This is a genomic window from Billgrantia montanilacus (assembly GCF_003336675.1).
Taxonomy (GTDB): Bacteria; Pseudomonadota; Gammaproteobacteria; order Pseudomonadales; family Halomonadaceae; genus Halomonas; species Halomonas montanilacus.
In genome coordinates this window covers 33,050-54,900 of record NZ_QPII01000005.1, presented here as the reverse complement: position 1 = coordinate 54,900, position 21,851 = coordinate 33,050, and the positions used below count along the sequence as shown (strand labels likewise).

The 21,851-nt window shown below is 65.8% G+C and carries 21 protein-coding genes; 6 read left to right on the top strand and 15 right to left on the bottom strand.

Annotated features, from left to right (window positions below; all coding sequences use genetic code 11):
• The first annotated feature begins 27 nt into the window (after nt 1-27).
• Nucleotides 28-966 (top strand): alpha/beta fold hydrolase, encoded by a 939-nt coding sequence (locus DU505_RS08755; protein ID WP_114478813.1) that lies wholly within the window; start codon nt 28-30, stop codon nt 964-966.
• 18 nt (nt 967-984) lie between these two features.
• Here the strand turns inward: DU505_RS08755 and DU505_RS08750 are convergent, their stop codons facing one another.
• Both DU505_RS08750 and DU505_RS08745 read right to left on the bottom strand, forming a co-directional pair.
• Nucleotides 985-1,404, bottom strand: coding sequence for a hypothetical protein (locus DU505_RS08750; RefSeq protein ID WP_114478618.1), 420 nt, complete (start codon nt 1,402-1,404; stop codon nt 985-987).
• A gap of 85 nt (nt 1,405-1,489) precedes the next feature.
• Complete coding sequence (locus DU505_RS08745; RefSeq protein ID WP_114478617.1) at nt 1,490-2,332, bottom strand: fructosamine kinase family protein; 843 nt, start codon at nt 2,330-2,332, stop codon at nt 1,490-1,492.
• 157 nt (nt 2,333-2,489) lie between these two features.
• Here DU505_RS08745 and DU505_RS08740 point away from each other — a divergent pair, with 157 nt between their 5' ends.
• The gene (locus DU505_RS08740) at nt 2,490-5,345 is read left to right on the top strand and encodes an AMP-binding protein (protein WP_114478616.1); all 2,856 of its coding nucleotides are present in this window, start codon (nt 2,490-2,492) and stop codon (nt 5,343-5,345) included.
• A 105-nt stretch (nt 5,346-5,450) separates the two neighbouring features.
• Here the strand turns inward: DU505_RS08740 and DU505_RS08735 are convergent, their stop codons facing one another.
• A complete protein-coding gene (locus tag DU505_RS08735; RefSeq protein WP_114478615.1) occupies nt 5,451-5,960 on the bottom strand; it encodes a fasciclin domain-containing protein in 510 nt (169 codons plus the stop codon).
• A gap of 274 nt (nt 5,961-6,234) precedes the next feature.
• Between DU505_RS08735 and DU505_RS08730 the strand changes: the two genes are divergently transcribed.
• The gene (locus DU505_RS08730; RefSeq protein ID WP_114478614.1) at nt 6,235-6,546 is read left to right on the top strand and encodes a YqfO family protein; all 312 of its coding nucleotides are present in this window, start codon (nt 6,235-6,237) and stop codon (nt 6,544-6,546) included.
• 36 nt (nt 6,547-6,582) lie between these two features.
• Here the strand turns inward: DU505_RS08730 and tal are convergent, their stop codons facing one another.
• The 12 genes from tal to DU505_RS08670 form a co-directional block, all read right to left on the bottom strand.
• The gene (tal, locus tag DU505_RS08725; protein WP_114478613.1) at nt 6,583-7,536 is read right to left on the bottom strand and encodes a transaldolase; all 954 of its coding nucleotides are present in this window, start codon (nt 7,534-7,536) and stop codon (nt 6,583-6,585) included.
• A gap of 39 nt (nt 7,537-7,575) precedes the next feature.
• Nucleotides 7,576-9,072 (bottom strand): xylulokinase, encoded by a 1,497-nt coding sequence (gene xylB / locus DU505_RS08720; RefSeq protein WP_114478612.1) that lies wholly within the window; start codon nt 9,070-9,072, stop codon nt 7,576-7,578.
• A complete protein-coding gene (locus tag DU505_RS08715) occupies nt 9,072-10,559 on the bottom strand; it encodes a mannitol dehydrogenase family protein (RefSeq protein ID WP_114478611.1) in 1,488 nt (495 codons plus the stop codon). The genes xylB and DU505_RS08715 overlap by 1 nt, the downstream gene beginning before the upstream one ends.
• A 49-nt stretch (nt 10,560-10,608) precedes the next feature.
• On the bottom strand, nt 10,609-11,232 hold the full coding sequence (locus DU505_RS08710; protein ID WP_114478610.1) for a nucleoside/nucleotide kinase family protein: 624 nt from the start codon (nt 11,230-11,232) through the stop codon (nt 10,609-10,611).
• Between the two features lie 91 nt (nt 11,233-11,323).
• On the bottom strand, nt 11,324-12,109 hold the full coding sequence (locus DU505_RS08705) for an L-iditol 2-dehydrogenase (protein ID WP_114478609.1): 786 nt from the start codon (nt 12,107-12,109) through the stop codon (nt 11,324-11,326).
• Between the two features lie 13 nt (nt 12,110-12,122).
• Nucleotides 12,123-12,806: an HAD family hydrolase gene (locus tag DU505_RS08700; protein WP_114478608.1), complete on the bottom strand. Its 684-nt coding sequence runs from the start codon at nt 12,804-12,806 to the stop codon at nt 12,123-12,125.
• A gap of 13 nt (nt 12,807-12,819) precedes the next feature.
• Entirely contained in the window at nt 12,820-13,962 is a 1,143-nt protein-coding gene (locus DU505_RS08695) for an ABC transporter ATP-binding protein (protein ID WP_114478607.1), read from the bottom strand.
• A 12-nt stretch (nt 13,963-13,974) separates the two neighbouring features.
• A complete protein-coding gene (locus DU505_RS08690; RefSeq protein ID WP_114478606.1) occupies nt 13,975-14,793 on the bottom strand; it encodes a carbohydrate ABC transporter permease in 819 nt (272 codons plus the stop codon).
• Nucleotides 14,794-14,809: 16 nt separating this feature from the next.
• Nucleotides 14,810-15,697 (bottom strand): carbohydrate ABC transporter permease, encoded by an 888-nt coding sequence (locus tag DU505_RS08685; RefSeq protein ID WP_114478812.1) that lies wholly within the window; start codon nt 15,695-15,697, stop codon nt 14,810-14,812.
• A gap of 71 nt (nt 15,698-15,768) precedes the next feature.
• On the bottom strand, nt 15,769-17,079 hold the full coding sequence (locus DU505_RS08680) for an ABC transporter substrate-binding protein (RefSeq protein ID WP_114478605.1): 1,311 nt from the start codon (nt 17,077-17,079) through the stop codon (nt 15,769-15,771).
• Nucleotides 17,080-17,294: 215 nt separating this feature from the next.
• A complete protein-coding gene (locus DU505_RS08675) occupies nt 17,295-18,245 on the bottom strand; it encodes a sugar-binding transcriptional regulator (RefSeq protein WP_114478604.1) in 951 nt (316 codons plus the stop codon).
• Between the two features lie 15 nt (nt 18,246-18,260).
• A complete protein-coding gene (locus tag DU505_RS08670; RefSeq protein ID WP_114478603.1) occupies nt 18,261-18,818 on the bottom strand; it encodes an NUDIX hydrolase in 558 nt (185 codons plus the stop codon).
• A gap of 102 nt (nt 18,819-18,920) precedes the next feature.
• On the opposite strand from DU505_RS08670, the gene DU505_RS08665 reads away from it, so the two are divergent.
• Genes DU505_RS08665 through DU505_RS08655 form a run of 3 tightly spaced genes read left to right on the top strand, consistent with a single transcriptional unit; the run spans nt 18,921 to nt 21,832 of the window.
• Entirely contained in the window at nt 18,921-19,565 is a 645-nt protein-coding gene (locus DU505_RS08665; RefSeq protein ID WP_114478602.1) for a CoA pyrophosphatase, read from the top strand.
• Nucleotides 19,566-19,598: 33 nt separating this feature from the next.
• The gene (locus DU505_RS08660; protein ID WP_114478601.1) at nt 19,599-20,258 is read left to right on the top strand and encodes a 2OG-Fe(II) oxygenase; all 660 of its coding nucleotides are present in this window, start codon (nt 19,599-19,601) and stop codon (nt 20,256-20,258) included.
• On the top strand, nt 20,258-21,832 hold the full coding sequence (locus tag DU505_RS08655) for an ATP-binding protein (RefSeq protein ID WP_114478600.1): 1,575 nt from the start codon (nt 20,258-20,260) through the stop codon (nt 21,830-21,832). The genes DU505_RS08660 and DU505_RS08655 overlap by 1 nt, the downstream gene beginning before the upstream one ends.
• Nucleotides 21,833-21,851 lie beyond the last annotated feature (19 nt).

Sequence of the window (21,851 nt, the reverse complement as noted above, 5' to 3'; positions counted from 1 at the left end):
AGCATAGCCGCTTTCACGGAGACTGACATGGATGCACTGGAACTGGTTCCGCTGCGAGGGCAGGAAGTAGCGGTACGCTTCTGGCACCCCGACGCACCGAAAACCGTGGTCGCCTGGCATGGCTTGGCACGCCATGGAGGCGATTTCGACGGCTTCGCCCGCGCGCTTGGCCCGGAGTGGCGGGTCCTGGCCCCGGACACCCCCGGGCGCGGTCTCTCGAGCTGGTCGCCCATTCCGGCCCAGGACTACCTCTATCACCGCTACAAGAAAGTGGCGTTGGCCGTGCTGGATCACTTCGAGCTGGAGCAAGTGCCTTGGGTAGGTACGTCCATGGGTGGGCTGCTGGGAATGCTGCTGGCCGCCGAGGCCGACAGCGCCCATCGCATCGAACGCCTGGTGCTCAACGACGTAGGGCCCGAGCTGAATACCGACGGCCTGACGCAGCTGGCCCTCTATTTCGGCAGGCCGCATCGCTTCGCCACTTTCAGCCAGTTGGAGACGGAGCTGCGCAGCCACTATGGCGGCTTCGGCATCGAGGGCGACGACGCCTGGCGCCGGCTGGCACTGGGCAGCGCCCGACGCCTGCCCGATGGCAGCTGGACCTACCACTACGATCCACGAATCGGCGAACAATTCATCTATGACACGCCCCGCAACAGCTGGGCCGACTGGCGGGCGATCCGCTGCCCGCTGATGGTGATACGTGGCGCGGAATCGCCTCTGCTGGACGCCGACAGCGTCCTGAGCATGGCCGAGGCGCAGCCCGGCCTGGTCACCCTGGAGGTCCCTGGCTGCGGCCATGCCCCGATGCTCGACCGTGATAGCCAGGTCGCCCCCATCGCCGAGTTTCTCGCCCGTCCCCACCGGCAACGACTGCCGCTCCAGCCACAGCGCCTCGAGAGCTCCTGGTGGCAGCGCATGCTCAGTTGGGTGAGGCGGGAAAAAAACCGCTTGAAGGCCCGCTAGCCCGTAGCCGCGACGGCGTTACTCACCCCGGGGGCGGCTGCGGATTACCGAGCCCCCCGGGTGGGTCTCGATGCGGCTGCCGCTTTGCCCGCGGCTACGCGTGATCGTGCCGCCGGCATGCGACTCGATGCGCGCGCCTTCCCGGCGCGTCTCGCCGTCGGGGCGCTGCCTGGCCACATCGTCCCGCCACATCCCATGCCGCTGGAATACGCCAGGCGGGCTCGGCGGGTGGGGCGGCGACGGTGCCCGATGCCAGTAGCCTTTCTGCCAGGGCAGCACCACCGAGACCGGCGGCTGATGGGGCACATCGATCACCAGGTAGGGGGGATGCCAGTAGACGTCCTGGTCACCTGATGCCATCGACTCCTGGTCGGCGAAAACGCCAATCGGCAGCACCAGGAGCAGTAGCGGCGACAACCACCTGACGAGCGTGTGCATGACGCTATCCTTCACATTCCTGCGGGCGGTGCGTCCGCCCGATACAAATATCAGTATAGGCGTGCAACGGGGGTCGCCTGCCCTATCAACTGCCCGACTCGACCCTGGTCGTGGCTCGGGCAACCGCATTGCGATATCCCCCGCCAAACAGCAACAGGTGGTTGAGTAGCGGGTAGAGCTGAAACAACGCCTCGCGCCGCGGCCAGTCGTCGGGAGGCGAGGCATCCCAGTAGGCCTCGAAGAAAGCGTCAGGGGGCGAGCCGAACAGCGTCAGCATGGCCAGATCCACTTCGGGATAGTGGCGATAGACCGCCGGGTCGATGATCGCCGGCCCCCGCGGCGTATAGAGGACGTTGCCGGACCAGAGGTCGCCATGTACCAGGCTCGCCGCCACATCGGGCAGCCACGCTTCCAGCCCATGGGCAATACGCGCGATCCGTTCACGCAGGTTGGCATCCAGCAGCCCGCGCGAATGACAGCCCGCCGCCAGCGGCAACAGGCGCCGCTCGCGCTGAAATTCCCGACCATCGGCGAGAGAGGCATTGGGCTGAGGCGTACGGCCGCAGGCGTTATCCCGCGGCCAGCCATGCTCGGTAGCGGTATGATCATGCAACCGGCGAAGCCCCTCTCCCAGGGCCTCGGCACTTGCCGTAGAGGGCGACTTACGCTCGAGGGCTTCCATCACCAGCCAACCCTCGCCCACACCCAACACCTCGGGCACCACCAGCGACGTGCCCGCCTCGCGAAGGGCACGCAACCCATCGGCTTCGCCGGCCAGCCGGGCGGAGTCGTCACGCTTGATCACCACAGGGCCCTGATGGGTATCCAGCCAGTAGACGGCGGCAATATCGCCGCCGCCCAGGGGGCGGAGCTGCCCTTGCGGTTCGAGTCCGGCGATCTGCAGCAGCGACGACAGCGTGGTTTCCATGATCTTCCCCTCCATTGATTGCCAACCCCTAGGAGCCTCGGCCACCCACGCAAGCGCAGCAGACTGTGTGTGCGTCATACAACCCGGCGCCTTAACGCCTACAGTGAAGTTACCCTAGCAGCACAGGACGGCCGGGGAGCAGGACGCGAGGTGCAGAATGACAGAACACGTCAACCGCAAGACGCCGGACACCGAGCCGTCGCAGCGGCTGCTCGCCATCATCGAGGAGATGACCCGCGAATTGCAGCCGAACCGGACTGCGCCACGCGCGCCGGCAATGCAGTCGCGCCTGGACCGGGATCTCGGCCTGGATAGCCTGGCCCGATCCGAGCTGCTCCTGCGAATCGAGCACGACTTCGATGTCAAGCTGCCCGAAGCGGCACTGATGGCGGAGACGCCTGCCGCGCTGCTGGATGCGCTGCAAAAAGCCCGGGGCAAGGCAACCAACGGGGATGCCACCGTCGACCCAGCGGCGGAGACGATGCACGAACCGACAGCCACTCCCACCACCCCGCTGGAGCCGGTGGAGGGCGAGCCGGAAAGCACCGAGACGCTGAATGCAGCAATGGATTGGCACCTTGAGCGCCATCCCGAACGGCCACACCTGTTCATCTACGGCGATGGGGACGAGCCTCGGACACTGAGCTACGGTGAACTCAACCGAGGCGGCCGAGACATCGCCGCGGCGCTGCTGGCCCGGGGCCTCGAAACCGGCGACCGGGTCGCTCTGATGCTGCCGACCTCACCGGACTACTTCATCGCCTTTCTGGGCATCCTCCGCGCCGGCGCGGTGCCCGTACCGATCTACCCGCCGGCACGGCCGGCACAGCTCGAGGAGCACCTGCGGCGCCATGGCCGCATTCTGACCAACGCCGGGGCAGAGGTCCTGGTCACCGTTCCCGAGGCGCGACGTGTCGCCCACCTGCTGCGCGCAGACGCACCGCATCTCGAGGCCATCGTGACGGTGGCGGAACTCTGCGACGGGCTGGACACCGCGGCGGCCGCGACACCGGAGGGCGCGAACCTGGCGCTGCTGCAGTACACCTCCGGCAGTACCGGTGACCCCAAGGGGGTCATGCTCACCCATGCGCAGCTGCTGGCCAATATCCGCGCCATGGGCAAACGCCTGGAAGCCACGTCCGAGGACGTGTTCGTCAGCTGGCTGCCGCTCTACCATGACATGGGGCTGATCGCGGCCTGGCTCGCCAGCCTTTATTACGCCATTCCTGTGGTGGTGATGTCGCCGCTCTCGTTCCTGTCGCATCCGCTACGCTGGCTGGAGCTGATCCAGCGCCATCGGGGCTCGATCGCCGGGTCGCCCAATTTCGGCTACGAGCTCTGCCTGCGGGCAGCTCGCCCGGAACAGCTGGAGGCGCTGGACCTGAGCAGTTGGCGCATCGCCTTCAACGGCGCAGAGCCGGTCAGCGCTCATACCCTCGAACGCTTTGCCGAGTCGCTGGCTCCCTGCGGACTGCGCCAGGAGGCCCTGATGCCGGTATACGGGCTGGCCGAAGCCGCCGTCGGGCTCTGCGTCGCCGCGCCCGGCCGCGGCGTGGTCCTCGACGCCGTCAACCGCGAGGTCTTCGCCACCACCGGGGAGGCCCGGCCGGAACCGGATCCCGAAACCGCCCAGACTTTCGTCAACTGCGGCCCGCCCCTGTCCGGCTACTCGATTCGTATCGTCGGCCCACAGGGGGAAGCGCTGCCTGAACGACATGAAGGTGACATCGAATTTCGCGGTCCCTCCGCCACCCAGGGTTACTTCAACAACGCCGAGGAGAGCCGCAAGCTATACCATGACGAGTGGCTGCGCACCGGGGACAGGGGCTATCTCGCCGATGGCGACATCCACCTCAGTGGCCGGCGAAAGGATGTCCTGGTTCGCAGTGGGCGCAACATCTATCCCTACGATCTCGAGGAAGCCATCGGCGCTATCGAGGGAGTCAGAAAGGGCTGCGTGGCGATATTCGGCAATCCCAATGCCGAAAGCGGCATCGAGGAACTGGTCGTGGTGGCCGAGACCCATGTCGACGACGCGGCGCAGCGTGAAGCCATCACCCGCGAGATCGCCAGCGTCACGGTGGATATCGTCAACCTCCCGCCCGACGACATACGCTTGGTTGCACCCCATGGCGTGCTGAAGACCTCGAGCGGCAAGATTCGCCGCGGGGCCACGGCAGAGCGCTATCGCAGCGGGAAGTTGGAAAAGGGCCAGGCGCCCGTCTGGCAACAGGTCACCGGGCTGGCGCTACGCTCAGCTCTTCAGCGCTGGCGCCATGGTGCCCGCCGCGTCAGCGAATGGCTCTACGCCAGCTATGCCTGGAGCATCTTCGCTATCGCCATGGCGCTGGTCGCCCTCCTCGCCCTGCCCTTGCCCCGGCTCGCCTGGCGCTGGCGAGCCGCCCACTCTATTGCCCGCAGCGCCTCGCTATTGACGGGCATTCGTACCCGGGCCCATGGCCTTGCCCGCTTTCCCCACCGCGAGCCCTGCGTGCTGGTGGCCAATCACGCCAGCTACCTGGACGTGCTGATTCTGACGGCCGTGTTCCCGTACGGCTTTCACTATCTGGCCAAGGCCGAACTCAGTCAGCCGTTTCTCACCCGGTTCGTACTCCAGCGCATGGGCGTGCTGTTCGTCGAGCGCGACAATACCCGGGAGGCCAGCCACACCACCGAAAAGGTTCTTCAGACCGCCCGGCAAGGCGGGTCGCCGGCATTCTTTCCCGAAGGCACCTTTCGACCGGAGCCCGGGGTACAGGACTTCCATATGGGCGCCTTCGTCTCGGCCGCCAAGGCCCAGGTAGCGGTAGTACCGGTGGCCATTCGGGGGAGTCGCGTGTTGCTGCGCGGCAAAGAGTGGCTGCCCCATCCCGGCACGGTGGATGTCGTGGTGGGCGACACGCTCCAGCCCCGAAGCTCGGACTGGTCCGAAGCGGTCAGGCTGCGCAACGAGGCCCGAGCGTTCATCGTGGCGGAATCGGGCGAACCGGACCTCGCCGCCAGTCGGGCTTGATGCTGAGCTACTGCGAATACCGACAGCCTCCTTGGCAGCTGAGCACAAAAAAGCCACTCCAGAAGAGTGGCAAACAGGAGAGGTAGACGAGATGCGGGGCTCGTCTCACTCCGGCATCAGAACGCCATCGATCACATGGATCACCCCGTTGCTGGCCTCGATATCGGCCTGGACGACGGTGGCATCGTTGATCATCACGCTGCCATCCATGGTGGTGATGGTGATGTCCTGGCCCTGCACGGTGGTGGCGCTGTCCAGTTCCATGGCCTCTGCGGCCATCACGTTTCCAGGCACCACGTGATAGGTGAGTATCGCCTGCAGCTGGGCCTGGTTCTCGGGCAGCAGCAGCGTGTCTACGGTACCTTCGGGCAGTGCCGCGAAGGCCTCATCGGTCGGTGCGAAAACCGTGAAGGGACCCTCGCCCTTGAGTACCTCGACAAGCTCGGCCGCCTGAACCGCTGCGACCAGGGTTTCGAACTGCCCGGCGCCGATGGCAGTATCGACGATGTCGTCCTGGGCATGATCATGGCTACCGGCATGGGCTGAGGTCGCGAGTGCGAGGCCGAGAAGACTGGCGCCGATCCACTTGGGTGCTGTGACGGTAAAGGCATTCATAAGTGATGCTCCTTAGTGTCTTGCTGCCCCGAAGGGCGGTGAAATTGACCGGCAGGAATGGGCGCGGCGCCCTCCCCTTGTACACGGTAGTATATTTGTACATCTTCTGGACAACTAGTTCAGCACTTGTACAACATTTTTTTCGCTCGCCCCACGGGCGTCACGGCCCTGTCAGTGCCGTTGCTGCCATCACAGCGAAAAAATGAGAGAAGCGCAGGAAGCGTGAGCAGAAAAGGAAAAGAGAGAAGAGAAGGAAAAGAGAGGAGATCAAGCTATGTACAAGTTAGCGTTCTACGTCCCCGTCGAGGACGCTGAGGCCGTCAAGGAAGCCGTTTTCGTGACCGGCGCGGGGAGAATAGGCGACTACGAGGCCTGCTGCTTCCAGACGCCGGGTACGGGGCAGTTCCGCCCATTGGACGGTGCCAGCCCGCATATCGGTCAGGTCGGCGACCTGGAGCGGGTGGAGGAGCTCAAGGTGGAGCTGGTCTGCGAGGACGATCTCATAGAGGAAGCGGTGGCGGCCCTGAGAGCCGCTCACCCCTATGAGGAACCCGCCTTCGATGTGTGGCAGCTGGCGAGCTTCTGAGCGTGGCCGGCTGGTCGAACGCAGGTGCGTCTCGCGCTATGCCAATCGCTCGTGAATTCGTTTCTCCAGAACTGCCTGGTCCTCGGCGAAGCGCCGGATGCCCTCGGCCAGCTTGTCATTGGCCATGGCGTCCTGATTGTGTCCCCAGCGGAACTCGGCTTCGCTGATCCGCCCGGGGGCTTCGCCCTGTGCACGAGCCAACTCCAGCCGGCGCGGAACCTCGCCTTCGCTCGCGGCCAGCTCCTCCAGCAGCGCCGGCGAGATGGTCAAGCGTGGGCAGCCGGCCAGCGCCAGCACCTGGCCGACGCTGCGGAAGCTTGCGCCCATCACCACGGTGTCGAACCCACCGCTGCCGGCACGTTCGCAGACACCGCGCACGAACTGCACGCCAGGATCCTCGTCGGGCGCATAGTCCTGCCCGGTCTCTTTCTTGTACCAGTCGGTGACGCGGCCGACGAAGGGCGAGACCAGAAACACGCCGGCATCGAAGCAGGCCTGGGCCTGGGCGTCGCTGAACAGCAGCGTCAGGTTGCACTGGATGCCCTTTCGCTCCAGCGCCTCGGCGGCGCGGATGCCCTCCCAGGTGGAGGCCAGCTTGATCAGCACCCGCTCCGGCCCTACGCCGTGGCGATCATAGAGTTCCACCAGCTCATGCGCCTTGCGGATGCTGGCCTGGGTGTCGAAGGAGAGCCGCGCTGCCACCTCGGTAGAGACGCGACCCGGCACCAGCCGGCTGATCTCGCTGCCAATCGCCACCGCCAGCCGATCCACGGCGTGGGCCAGGCGCGTGTCGTGATCCACGCCCTCCGCCTTGACCGCCGCCAGCTCGGCGTCGATCAGGTCCTGGTAGCCGGGCAGCTCGAAGGCCTTCAGCAACAGCGAAGGGTTGGTGGTGGCATCCTGTGGCCGATAGCGCCGGATTGCCTCCAGATCGCCGGTATCGGCCACCACCAGTGAGTGGCGCTTGAGATTGTCGAGCCGAGACGTCATGGTTTGCTCCTGTTGGGTTGTCATGCGAACGAACGAGGCTCAGGCCTGGATGCCGTGACGGTCGGCCAGCGCCCGACGGTAGCGTCGGTACACGTCGTCATAGGCATCGACACGTTCGGGATCCGGGTCGGCCAGCGAGCGCTCGTCGAGGCTGACCAGCCTGGAGCAGATCGCTTCCAGGCTGGCGGCCTCGCCTTCGGCCAGCCGGTGGCACCACAGCGCCTGCAGCGCCGCACCCAGCGCCGCCGCCTCGGTAATCTGAGGGCAGACCACCTGGGTGCCGGTCGCATCGGCGACCATCCGGCGCCAGGCATCGCTCCTGGCACCGCCGCCGATCAGGCGGATCTGGCTGGCCCCGTCGGCGATCGCCCCCATCCGCTCGAGCCCATAGCGCAACCCCAGGGTTGCCCCCTCCATGACGGCACGGCAGAGATTCTCGCGACGGGTATTGAGGCTGGTCATGCCGAGGAAGCTGGCCGAGGCCTCGGGCAGCATGGGCACTCGCTCACCGTTGAAGAACGGCAGCACCGTCACCCCGCCGGCCCCGATCGGAGCCCGCTCGATACAGTCACCGAACGCCGCCAGGTCCAGCCCGAAGAGCTCGCGCATCCGGGTAGTGGCGGAAGTCACGTTCATGGTGCACACCAGCGGCAGCCAGCCCCCGTTGCTGGAACAGAAGTTCGCCACCAGCGGGTCGCCGCTGGTCAACGGCTCCCGCGAATAGGCACAGACGGTTCCCGAAGTACCCAGGCTCAGTGTGACAAGGCCGGGCCGGATATTGCCGGTACCGATCGCCCCCATCATGTTGTCGCCACCACCGCTGGAAACCAGGACGCCTTGGCCGAGCCCCAGTTCGCGCGCCACATCAGGGCGAACCACACCGGCTTTTTCACTGGAATCGATCAGCCGCGGCAGTACCCGGTCGGGGTCGAGCTCCGGGGCAATGATGGCAAAGACATCGCGATTCCAGCTTCGCCGCCGGGTATCGAAATAGCCGGTGCCCGAGGCGTCGCCGGCCTCGGTGACCCGCTCGCCGGTGAGCCAGAAATTGAGGTAGTCGTGGGGCAGCAGCAGGCTCTCGATACGCCTATACGCCGCAGGCTGGTGCTCGCGCAGCCAGGCCAGCTTGGAGGCCGTGTAGCCGGTCTGCAGCACCAGGCCGAGCTCGTCGAGGCAGCCGGCCTCGCCGCCCAGCCGCTCGATCAGGGCGGCATTGTGTGCTGCGGTCGCAGTGTCGCACCACAGCTTGGCGGGATGAACCGGATCATCGTGCTCGTCCAGCGCCACCATACCGTGCTGCTGGCCGGAGACACCGATACCGCGAATTGCCCGGGGGTCAATCCCCGCCCGGGCCACCGCTTCGTGAAAGGCGCCCCGCAGCGCTTCAATCCAGTCCTCCGGATCTTGTTCACGACGACCGTCATCGCCCTCGCAGAGATGATGTGGCCGGCTCGCCTCCGCCAGCAGCCTGCCCCGTTCGGCATCCAGCACCACGACCTTGGTGCTCTGGGTGCCGCAGTCCACCCCGATATACATCATGTCGTCCCTTTCGACTGAACCAGTGATTCGAGGGTAGCGCGTGCGCCGCGTTCGTGCAGCGATGCCAGCGTGGCCAGGTAGGCCTCGCGGAAACGCGGCTCCTCGGCCAGGTGGCCGAACAGCTCGCGGTTCTCGATGAAGGCCGCCGGATGCTCGCGGTAGCCGGCGGTGATCCGCATCAGCTCACCCTTCAGGCGATCGACGACCGCAATGGGCGCGCCCTGCTCGTCGACACCCTCGGCATAGCGCGCCCAGCTTGCCACCACCGCCACCGCTCGATGGATCTCCCCGCCCCTGGCGAGCTGCTCGCGGATCACCGGCAGCAGCCACTTGGGGATACGGTCCGAACTCTCGGCGCACAGCCGCGCCAGGGTGTCCTTGATCTGGGGGTTGGCGAATCGCTCGATCAGGGTCGTTCGGTACTGCTCGAGGTCCACCCCGGGCACCGGCGGCAGCGTCGGCGAGCCTTCGTGGCGCATGTACGCGAGCAGGAAGTCGACGAACAGCGGGTCCCGGCACACCTCATGGGCGTAGCGGTAGCCGGCCAGGTAGCCGAAATAGCAGAGCGCCTGATGGCTGGCATTGAGCAGGCGCAGCTTCATCAGCTCGTAGGGTTCTACGTCCTCTACCAGCTGCACACCGACCGCCTCGAAGGGAGGCCGACCCGCCACGAAGCGGTCCTCCAGCACCCACTGGGTGAAGGGCTCGCAGACCACCGGCCAGGCGTCCTCGACACCGAAGCGCACAGCCAATTCGTCGATGTCGGATGGGGTGGTCACGGGGGTGATGCGGTCGACCATCGAGTTGGGAAACGCCACCTCGGCGGCCAGCCACTCGCCCAGTTCAGCGTCGCGGGCTCGAGCATAGGCGCTGAACATCCGCCCAGCCACCTCGCCATTGCCCTGGATATTGTCGCAGGACATCACCGTGAACGGGGCAATGCCTCGGGCACGGCGCCGCACCAGCGCCTCCACCACCAGGCCAAAGGTCGTGCTCGGACAGCTCGGTTCGGCGAGGTCAGCACGCACCTGTGGGTTGTCGAGGTCGAACTCGCCGCTCACCGGGTGGAAATTGTAGCCGCCCTCCGTGACGGTCAAAGATACGATGCGAATAGCGGGATCGGCCATTCGTTCGATCACCGCCTCGGGGTCGTCCGGGGCGAACAGATAATCGATCATGCTGCCGATCACGCGGGGCTCGAGGTGACCATCGGGGTGCTTGACCATCAGCGTATAGAGGTGGTCCTGAGCGGCCAGCACCTGCTGCATGCGCCTATCGCCCGGCATCACACCGACCCCGACGATACCCCAGTCCAACGCCTCGCCGCAGTTCATCAGGTCGTCCACATACATGGCCTGATGAGCGCGGTGAAAGCCACCCACGCCAATATGGACGATGCCCGGCGTGATCGCCTGCCTCGGGTAGCGTGGCGACGCCACCTCGGCATTGAGTTCGGTAAGGTGCTGGTTGTCGAGAACGGTCATGAAGTCTCCCCGGCCAAGCATTACTCGGCGTTGACTGACCTCGGCGTGGTCATCGCCACACCAGGTCGGGCGAAATGGAGCGCGACTTCACCAGTCGCGCGTTGAGCATGTCCTTGTGGCGGGCCTTGTCCAGGGCACTGGCTGGCTCCTGGCCCATGTCCAGCCAGCGTTCGAAGAGGCGTTGTTCGAGCACCTCGTCGTCGACATCGAGCAGGATCGTCAGGTCGAAGAGTCCGTGGAGCTCGCGCCAGGGCGCTTCATCGAGCAGTAGATAGTTGCCCTCGACCAGCACGATGGAGTGGTCCCGGGAAATCAGCCGCCCGCCGGCCCGGGCCAGGTCCAGCGGGCGATCGAATACCGGCACGGCCACGTCCCGGTCGCCGCGCCGGATGCGCTCGAGATCCACCCGCAGGCCGTCGGCGTCGAAGGTGTGCGGCGCACCCTTGACCGGCAGCTCGCCGGACGGCTCGAGCACCGCGTTGTCGAAATGGTAGCCATCCATCGGCACCACCACGGCATCGCCGGGCCGCAGCGCTGCAATGGCATCGCACAGCAGCTCGGAGCGATACGACTTGCCACTGCCGGGGGGGCCGGCGAGGGCGACGATGTACCGCCGCCGACCGGCGGCGGCCTCGATGATCTGGCGGGCGATATCCTGAAGCTCGGGATACATGACAATGTCCTCACAGTCGGGCTGACGAGCCGTCATCATCGCCTGCCCGACGCTGGGCGCAAGCCTGACGCTTCTCGTCAGCCTGCGCGGTTCAGCTCATCCAGTTGCCGCCATCGACGTTCAGTGTCTGGGCCACCACGTAGTCGCTGTCATCCGAGGCAAGAAAGACCGCCGCGCCGGCGTGGTCTTCCGGGCGTCCCATGCGCCCGTAGGGCACCGCCTCGCCGACCAGGCGCTTCTTCTCGCCGATAGGACGGTTCTCATAGCGGGCGAAGAGCGCATCGACCTCGTCCCACATCGGCGTGTCGACCACGCCGGGGGCGATCCCGTTGACGTTGATGCCATGTGCGATCAACGCCAGCCCGCAGGACTGGGTCAGGCTGATGGTCGCCGCCTTGGTGGCGCAGTACATGCTGACCAGGGGCTCTCCGCGGCGGCCGGCCTGGGAGGCCATGTTGATGATCTTGCCGCCCCGCCCCCGCGCGATCATGGCCTGCGCCACCGCCTGCAGCGTGAAGAAGAGCCCTTTGACGTTGACGTCGAACTGCCGGTGGTAGCTCGCCTCAGTCACCTCGAGCACCGGCGCCATGTCGAAGACGGCGGCATTGTTCACCAGGATGTCGATGCCGCCGAAGCGCTCGCTCACCGCTTCGACCATGGCATCGATGGAACCCTTGTCGCAGACATCCAGGCGAACCCCCAGCACCCGGGAGACCTCTGCGTGCTGCGCGAGGCCAGCCACTGCCTCGTCGATGGCGAGCCGGTCGATATCGGCAATGACCACCGCCGCCCCCTCGTCGAGATAGCGCCGGGCGATGGCCAGGCCGATCCCGCGCGCGCCGCCGGTGACTACCGCGGTCTTGTCGTTGAGTCTCATGTCTTGTGTCTCGTCATGGCTGTATGGAGTCGGCAGCTCGCTGCCAGTCGTTCACCCATCCCTCGAGTTCGCTGAAGCGATCGATCACCTGCCAGGCACCCGCCTGAAGCAGCCTCGCCCCCTGCCCCGCATCCAGATGGCTGGCTCCGGTGAAGCCGATCACGGTCATGCCAGCGGCATGGGCGGCGCTGACCCCGGCCACGCTGTCCTCGACCACCAGGCACTCACGGGGCGTGAGACCCAACTCATGGGCTGCAAGGCGGTAGATGGCCGGATCGGGCTTGGGGCGTTCGACCTGCTCGGCGGTGAAGATCGGCGCCAGGCCCAATACCGTGTCGAGCCCCGTGGTGGCCAGCGATGCCACCACCCGGCTGCGGCGGCTGTTGGAGACGACCGCCTTGGGCAAGGCGATCGCTCTGATCGCCTCTGCCGCGCCAGCGATAGCGCAGAGTTCGGCGCCGAGCCGGGCTTCGATCGCCGAGTCGATGTGCTCGGCCGCATCCGTCGGCAGTGAGTGACGGCTGAGTCGCTCCAGGTGATCGAGGATGTCGGCCGTGGTCATGCCCAGTGCCTGGCTGAGCAGCCGCTCCAGGTCGAGGTCGGGCAGCCAGCTGCCAAGCCGCTCGGCCAGGGTCTCTTCGGCCAATGCTTCGCTATCGACGAGCACGCCGTCGCAGTCAAAGATCAGGGTCTGCATGCCTCGTGCTCCTTCAGGCGCCAGCATCGGGGCGTGCGCGATTGTCCCGGCGTTCCAGCTCGGACAGCGGATGGCGATGCAGCCCCTGCAGGGCCAGCCCCTGGCCATCGAACAGGTGGGCCCGCTTCTGCTCGAAGCCGAAGCGCACCTCGTCATGCACGGCGTTGGTCACGTCGCCGTCGGCGGTGATGGTGACCAGGGCATCCTCCATCCTGACGTAGAGCGAGGTCTGGCCGCCGAGGCGCTCGATGACTTCGATCCGGCCGCGGAGCGGGCCCTGCTCGTCGAGCAGCAGATGCTCGGGGCGAACGCCAAGCTCCAGCGACTGCCCGGCGACGACCCCGTCACCGCTCACCGGCACCACGCTGCCGCCGCCGCCGGGCAACGTCACCTCGACCCCGCGCTCGTCGCTGCCCACGGCCTCGACGGGCAGGAAGTTCATCTTCGGCGAGCCGATGAAGCCCGCCACGAAGCGATTGCAAGGGTGGTGATAAAGCTCCATGGGCGAGCCGATCTGCTCCACCACCCCGGCCTGCAGGACGACGATCTTGTCGGCCATGGTCATGGCCTCGATCTGGTCGTGGGTCACGTAGATCATGGTGGCGTCGAGCTCTTCATGCAGCCGCGCCAGCTCGATGCGCATCTGCACCCGCAGGGCGGCATCGAGGTTGGAGAGCGGCTCGTCGAACAGGAAGATGCTGGGGTTACGCACGATGGCACGACCGATGGCCACGCGCTGACGCTGGCCGCCGGAGAGGGCCTTGGGCTTGCGATCCAGCAGCGGTTCGAGCTGCAGTATCCGGGCCGCCTCACGCACCTTGGCGCGACGCTCCCCCTTCGGCACCTTGGCCAGGCGCAGACTGAAACCCATGTTGTCTTCGACGGTCATGTGCGGATAGAGCGCGTAGCTCTGGAACACCATGGCCAGCCCCCGGTCGGCGGGGCCGACGTCGTTGATCCGCTGCCCGTCGACGAGGAGGTCACCGGAGCTGGCGCTTTCCAGCCCGGCGATGATACGCAGCAGGGTCGACTTGCCGCAGCCGGAGGGGCCGACGAAGACCACGAATTCGCGATCGTTGACCACCAGGTCGATGCCCTTGAGCACCTCGGTATCGTCGAAGCGCTTGGCGATCTGCTTGAGTTGTAATGTAGCCATGAGAATGTCCTGTTACTTGACCGCGCCGAAGGTCAGGCCGCGAACCATCTGTTTCTGGGTGAGCCAGCCGAAGATCAGGATCGGCGCGACCGCCATGGTCGAAGCCGCCGAGAGCTTGGCCCAGAACAGGCCTTCGGGACTGGAGAAGGAGGCGATGTAGGCCGTCAGCGGTGCCGCACGGGAAGAGGTCAGGTTGAGACTCCAGAACGCCTCGTTCCAGCTCAGGATCACCGACAGCAGGCCGGTGGAGGCGATGCCGGGAAGCGTCAGCGGAATCAGCAGGTAAAGGACCTCCTGCAGGGTGCTGGCACCGTCCATGCGCCCTGCTTCGAGGATGTCCTTGGGCAGGTCCTTGAAGAAGGTGTAGAGCATCCAGATCACGATCGGCAGGTTCATCAGGGTGTAGATGAGGGTGAGGCCGATGCGCGTATCGAGCATGCCCAGGTCGCGGAAGATCAGGTAGATCGGCACCAGTACGCCCACCGGCGGCAGCATCTTGGTGGAGAGCATCCACAGCAGGGTGCCCTTGGTGCGCTTGGTCGGCAGGAAGGCCATCGAGTAGGCCGCGGGGATGCCGATCAACAGCGCCAGGAGCGTCGAGCCGAACGAAACATAGACGCTGTTCCAGGCGAACTTCAGGTAGTCGGCGCGCCCCTGCACCGCCGCGTAACTGTCCAGCGTCGGAGTGAAGAACAGGGTCGGGTCGGCGATGGCCTGGGCCTCGGTCTTGAAGCCGGTCAGCACCATCCAGAAGATCGGGAAGAAGATCACCAGTGTGATGCCCCAGGCCAGGATGGCCAACCCGAATCGCCGGTACTGGGAATGGTTCATGGAAGATTCCTTCGGGCTAGTCATCGAGATTCCTCGCCACCATGCGGATCAGGAAGATGGCCACGATATTGGCCAGGATGATCGCGATCACCCCACCCGCAGAGGCACCCCCGACGTCGAACTCCAGCAGCGCGCGGATATAGATGAGGTAGGCGAGGTTGGTTGTCGCAAGCCCGGGGCCGCCCGAGGTCGTGACGTAGATCTCGGCAAAGATCGTCAGCAGGAAGATCATCTGGATCATGATCACGACGCTGATCGCCCGCTTGAGGTGCGGCAGGGTGATGAAGAAGAACACCGCCAGGGGCCCGGCGCCGTCCATGCGCGCCGCCTCGACCTGGTCGTCGTCCAGGGACTGCATCGCGGTGAGCAGGATCAACAGGGCAAACGGCAGCCACTGCCAGGCGACGATAATGATGATCGACAGCAGAGGGTAGTTGGAGAACCAGTCCACCGCGGGCAGGCCGAAGAGTCCCGAGAACCAGGCCAGCACGCCGTTGACCGGGTGCATCATCATGTTCTTCCACACCAGGGCACTGACGGTGGGCATGATGAAAAAGGGCGAGATTGCCAGCACCCGAGCCACGCCTTGACCGAAGAAGTCCTGCTGGTAGAGCACCGCCAGCAGGGTGCCACCGATCACCGAGATCGCCAGCACCGAGCCCACCAGTACCAGGGTGGTGGCCATGGAGGACCACAGCGCGGGGTCCGTCAGCAGGTATTCGTAGTTTTCCCAGCCGGCAAACCGCTCCATGCCCGGCATCAGCAGGTTGTAGCGCTGGAAGGAGAACCACAGGGTCATGCCCAGCGGAACCAGCATCCAGATCAGCAGCAGCGTGACGGCTGGCGCCTGCAGCGACAGGGAGCGCAGACCTCCAACGGTCCGCCCGGAAGCTCGTGTACGCATGGTATCGACCACTTGGAAAGTAGAGGGGGAAGCCGGCCGGGGTCTTCCCGGCCGGCGGCGCGCCAGGGCGGTCAGTCGTAGTAACCTGCCTGACGCATGGCGCGCTCGGCGCTGCGCTGGGCCGAGACCAGGGCTTGTTCGACGGTGGTCTGGCCGGTCAAGGCTGCGGCGATGGTCTGTCCGACCTGGGTGCCGATGGCCTGGAACTCGGGAATGCCGGCAAACTGTACGCCGATATAGGGGCTCGGCTTGAGCGTCGAATCGGTGGGATCGGCGTTCTGCATCGCATCGAGGACGAAGCTGGCAAAGGGCGCCGCCTCGATGTAGCGCTCGTCTTCGTAGGTCGAGGTGCGCGTACCGGGGGGCACGCTGGTCCAGCCGTGGCGCTCGCCGACCAGTTCGATGTACTCCCGGGAGGTGGCCCAGGTAATGAACTGCTGGGCGGCATCCTGCTGCTGGGAAGTGGCCGGAATCGCCAGCGCCCAGGACCAGAGCCAGTGCGAGCCCTTGGGGGTCTCGGCGATCGGCGCCTGGGAGAAGCCGAGCGCGTCCGCCACGTCAGACTCCGACGGGTCGAACAGGCGCCCTGCCGCCGAGGTGGCGTCGACCCACATGGCGCAGCGCCCACCGGAGAAGAGCGCCAGGTTCTCGTTGAAACCGTTGGAGCTGGCTCCTGGCGGGCCATAGTTGCCGAGCAGGTCGACATAGAATTCGATGGCCGCCTGCCATTCGGGCGAGTCGATCTCCGGGTTCCAGTCCTCATCGAACCAGCGCCCGCCAAAGGTATTCACCAGGGTCGAGACAAAGGCCATGTTCTCGCCCCAGCCTGGCTTGCCACGCAGGCAGATACCGTAGAGGCCGTTATCGGGATCGTGGAGCTCGCTCGCCCACTCCCTCGCCTCTTCCCAGCTGGGCTGCTCGGGCATCTCGATGCCGTGCTCATCGAACAGGTCCTGGCGATAGTAGAGCATCGAGCTTTCGCCATAGAACGGCAGCGCATGCAGCACGCCGTCACGGCTCAGGCCATCGCGCACCGGACGCAGCAGGTCGTCGACCTGATACGCATCCGGCAGTCCGTTCAGGCCCACCAGCCAATCGCGCTCGGCCCAGATGGGGACTTCATAGGTGCCGATGGTCATCACGTCGAACTGGCCGCCGCCGGTGGCGATGTCGGTGGTGGTCCGCTGTCGCAGCACGTTCTCTTCCAGCACCACCCAGTTGACGCTGATGCCGGGATGGGCCTGCTCGAATTCATCGGTCAGGCTCTGCATGATCACCATGTCGTTGTTGTTGACGGTGGCGACGGTGATTTCCTGGGCCTGGGCTGCGGCTGAGACGGCGGCGACGAGCGCCGTCAGCGGCAAGGCGTGGGTGAGCTTCATGGAAGGGCTCCTTGGTGTGCGTGCATTGTTGTTGTGAACAAATTGTTGTGAACAAGTCGTTGTGAACAGGTTGTTCTGGTTCTGGCTGTTCTGGTCTTTTTTGATCATTATGATCATCGTTCGATCAAATGATCGGACATGACATCAAAAAAAGCAAAGCACGGCGGCTTAGACTTTCGGCTAACGATAAAGGAGATTGCCGCTAATGGTGGCTGTCAGCGGGCCTCGACGATATAGCGGGCCGCCACCTGGTCCGTGACCAGCCCCTTGAGCCAACCGCCGCGAAGCGAAGCCAGAATCGCCGGCGCCTTGTCCTTCCCTCCTGCCAGCCCCACCAGCGGCTGGTCGCGAAACATCTCCAGGGGCAAGCTGGTTACCCTCCGCGTGATGGAGCAATCGACCACATTACCGTGGCTATCCAGAGGCCAACCCAGCAACTCCCCCACGGCGTGCATGCCCAGCAGTTCGTCCAGCTCCGTTTCGGAAATGAACTGGTCCTGGAACAGCGTGGCCTGGCGATCGATCTGCCCCACCCCGATGAAGGCGGCTTCGGATTCGCGAGCCACCTGGAAGATCGCCTGAAACAGCCGCTGTGCCTGCATCGCCTGCTTCTCCTCGACGGAGCTGGCCACCACGGGAGCGGGCAGCAGGAAGCGCTCGCCGCCGGTCTTGTCCGCCGCCACCATCACGCCGTCGTAGCGGTTGGAGGAGCCATCACGCGCCACGTTGCCGACCAGCGAGACGAAGCGGTGCTGGGGGCGGTCGATGCGGCTAAGGGCTTCCACCGTGGCACGCACGGCTCGTCCCGTTCCCAGCGACAGCGTCAATGGTTCGACCCGCTCGACCAGGCGTGCCACCCGCTCTGCCCCCGCCACGGCCAGGTAGTTGGCCGCCCCTTCGGCGGCCCCCGCCTCCGCCGGCACCACGTCACAGTAGTCCAGGCCGAAGCGTTCGCGAATGGCACCCGCCAGCGACATGCAGGAGGCGATCGGGTGATCGATGTGCACCTTGACCAGCCCCTCCTGGCGCGCCAACGCCAGCAGTCGCTGCACCCCCGGTCGCGACACGCCCAGCTGCTGGGCGATTTCATCCTGGGTCATGCCGCCCACGAAGGACATCCAGGCGGCGCGGGCCGCCTGATCCAGCTTTACCTCGAACTTGTCCACGATGAAGTTTCCTTGTCAGGCCGAACCAAAGTAGCGCTCGCGATCCTCGGCGGTAATATCGCTGATATGCAGCGGAAAGTCGTTGCCGCCACGGTCGGCATAGAAATGGCGAAGCGTACGCTCGATGGTGGGGAAGGCCAGCTCGTCCCAGGGGATCTCGTGCTCCTCGAAAAGCGCCACTTCCAGGCTCTCGGGCCCGGCGGCAAAGCCGCCCGCCAGATCGGCACGAAAGATCATGTAGACCTGATTGATATGGGGTAGGTTGATCAGGGTATACAGGCCGTGAATGCTGACGTCGGCGCAGGCCTCCTCGAGGGTCTCCCGGACGGCGGCTTCGACGGTGGTCTCGGCGTTCTCCATGAAGCCGGCGGGCAGGGTCCAGAAGCCCTTGCGCGGAGAGATGGCGCGCCGGCACAGCAGCACCTGCGAACCGCTCACCGGCAGTGTACCGGCTACGATACGCGGATTCTGGTAATGGATGGTTCCGCAGTCGTCGCACAGGTATCTTGGCCGGTCATCCCCCGCCGGAATCGCGAAACGCACGGTATGGCCACAATGGCTGCAGAAGTTCATGGGGCTCCCTGGCAGGCTGACGAGCGGTGCGATACCGCCCGGCTTCGGGCTTGACGGTGGCAATGGCGGCCGGTAGAACGAATCAAACCCGATGGAAACCCCATGTTAGAGAAACTTCGCAAACGCCTGCAAGCACATACCCCGTGCCGCATGCGACTCGACATGCCACAGGCCGCAGTGCTGCTGCCTATCGTCGACCGCCCCGAGCCGACGCTGCTCTTCACCCGCCGCGCCAGCCATCTCAGCACCCACAGCGGTCAGGTCGCCTTCCCCGGTGGCAAGCGCGAGAAGGCCGACCCCGACCTGCTGTTCACCGCGCTGCGGGAATCCCGGGAGGAGATCGCCCTGCCGCCGGAACGGGTCGAACTGCTGGGACGGCTTTCGGACGTGATATCGCTGCACGGCATCCTGGTCACGCCCTATGTGGGCCTGATTCCTCCCGACCTGCCGCTCGTGCCCGATCCCAGTGAACTCGATACCATCTTCGAGGTGGAGCTGTCGCTGTTCCTCGAGGACAGGCGCCACCATACCGATGTCATTCCGGTCGATGGGCGCCTCCACTATGTACCCAGCTATCATGCCGCCGGGCAGGTGATCTGGGGGCTCTCCTCGATGATGCTGGTCGAACTGCTGGCCGAGGGGTTCGGGCGCCCAGTGAGCCTGCTGGAGGAGCCACCGACCGGCCGTCTGTGCTATTTTCCCGAACGCCTGCTGCGCACGCTGCACAGCGAGACGCCCACCCCCTGACCACCGCTGTCGCCACGGAGAAGAGACGTCCCGATGCCCCCAGCCACCCGCCCGGCCCTCGATGTCAGCGCCCTTCCCCGGCTGGTCGACGCCTTGGTCGACCAGGGCTGGTATATCGGCGAGGCCATTCTCGACACCGAGCTGTGTCACGACCTGTACCGGGAGCTGATGACCCTGGCCGAGAGCGAAGCCCTCGAGTCGGCCGGCATCGGCCGGGGTCTTCAGCACACCCTGCGCCGTGATATCCGCGGCGATGCCATCCACTGGCTCGATCGCGGCAGCCTGGCCCAGCGGCGCTACCTCGAGGCCATGGCCAACCTGCAACGTGAGCTCAATCAGGCGCTGTTCCTGGGGCTCTTCGAGTACGAGGCCCATTTCGCCCATTACCCTCCCGGTGCCTTCTACCAGCGACACCTGGACAGTTTCCAGGGTCGGGCCAATCGAGTGGTGTCCACGGTGGGCTACCTCAACCCCGACTGGCCCGTCGATGGCGGCGGCGAAATGGTGATCTTTGCCGGCAACGACCCGCAGCGTGAAGTGGCCCGCGTAGCGCCCGCTGCCGGCAACTTCGCCTGTTTTCTCTCCGAGCGCGTTCCCCACGAGGTGCTGCCGACCCGCCTGCCCCGCGCCAGCATTGCCGGCTGGTTCCGTCGCAACGCCTCGCTGGGCGGCCTGGTGGACCCGGCACGCTGATGGCTGGCGACGACGCTGCCCGCCTGCGCCAACGGCTTGCCGCCCTGGAGGCCCGCTGCGCCGAGCTGGAATCACACAACGCTGAGCTCGAGGAGGAAAAACGCCACTACCAATGGCTGGCGGAGAGCACCACCGACCTGATCTCCCGCCACGCCCGCGACGGCACCTTCCTCTACGCTTCCCAGGCGGCGCGGGAGCTGCTCGGCTTCGAGCCCGAGGAGCTGATCGGTTCCTCGGCCTACGATCACTTCCACCCGGCTGACCTGGCCGACCTGCTCAACAAGTCGCCCCGGGTGTACTACCACGATGGGTTCTACCAGCAGACCTATCGCTTCCGGGCCAAGGATGGACGCTATGTCTGGTTCGAGACTACCAGCCGCACCCGCCGCGACCCCTCGACCGGCGAACTGCTCGATATCCTCTGCGTCTCCCGGGACGTGGGCCGGCGCATCCGCGCCGAGGCCAACCGGGAGCGCCTGGCCCGAGTGGTGGAGTCGACCACCGACTATGTGCTCTTTGCCGACGGCAACGATCGCCTCATCTATTCCAACGAGGCCGCGCGCCGGTTGCTGAGCCTGCCCAGGGATGGCCTCGATGGCCGGCTCGACCAGGCCTATACGCCGGCCTCGCTCACCATTCTTCGCGATATCGTGCTCCCGGCCGTGGCACGCTACGGCTCCTGGAGCGGTGAGCTGGAAATGCCGGGGCCCAAGGGGTCGGTGCCGGTGCTGAGCGTGGTACTGGCCCACCATGGGCCCGGCGCCGAGCCCGATCACCTATCGCTGCTCAATCGCGATATCGGCCTGCGCAAGGCCGCCGAGGATCAGGCGCGCCGTCATCAAGAGCAGATCGCCCATGCCAACCGGCTGGCCACCACCGGCGAGCTGGCCTCCAATATCGCCCATGAGCTCAACCAGCCGCTGGCGGCCATCGCCAACTACTCCAGCGGCGCGCTGATGCAGCTGCAGTCGAGCCCGGGCCGTCCCGCCAGCGACCTGGCGCATCCCCTTGCGCGTATCAACGAGCAGGTCCAGCGCCTGGACGAGCGGCTGCGTCATATCCGCACCTTCGTGCGCAAGGGCCAGACTCGGCCTCGGCCGCTGGTGCTGGCCGGCATCGTCGACGCCGCCTGTTGCCTCTGCGACTGGCAGTATCAGCAGGCCGGCGTCGCCATCGAGCATGACCTGGCCGACGCCCTGCCCCGGGTTATGGCCGATCCGGTGGCGCTGGAACAAGTCTTCGTCAACCTGCTGCTCAACGCGCTGGAGGCGAGCCGCGACCGGCATGGAGCCGACCGGGTCACAATCCGCGCCTGGCGCAGCGGCCCCCGGGAAGTCACCTTCACCGTCAGCGACAGGGGGCCCGGCATCAGTGAATCCCTGGCGACACATCTCTTCGAGCCTTTCCACTCCACCCGCTCCGACGGCCTGGGGATGGGTCTGGCCATCAGTCATTCGCTGATGGAAGCCATGGGCGGCAACCTGGTGCTGACCAGCGGTTCCGACGGCGCTACCTTTGCGGGTACACTGCAGGCCGAACCCGGCTCGCTGACGACCCGGCCTGCCTCCGCCTGAACGCTCGCCCAGGAGAGAC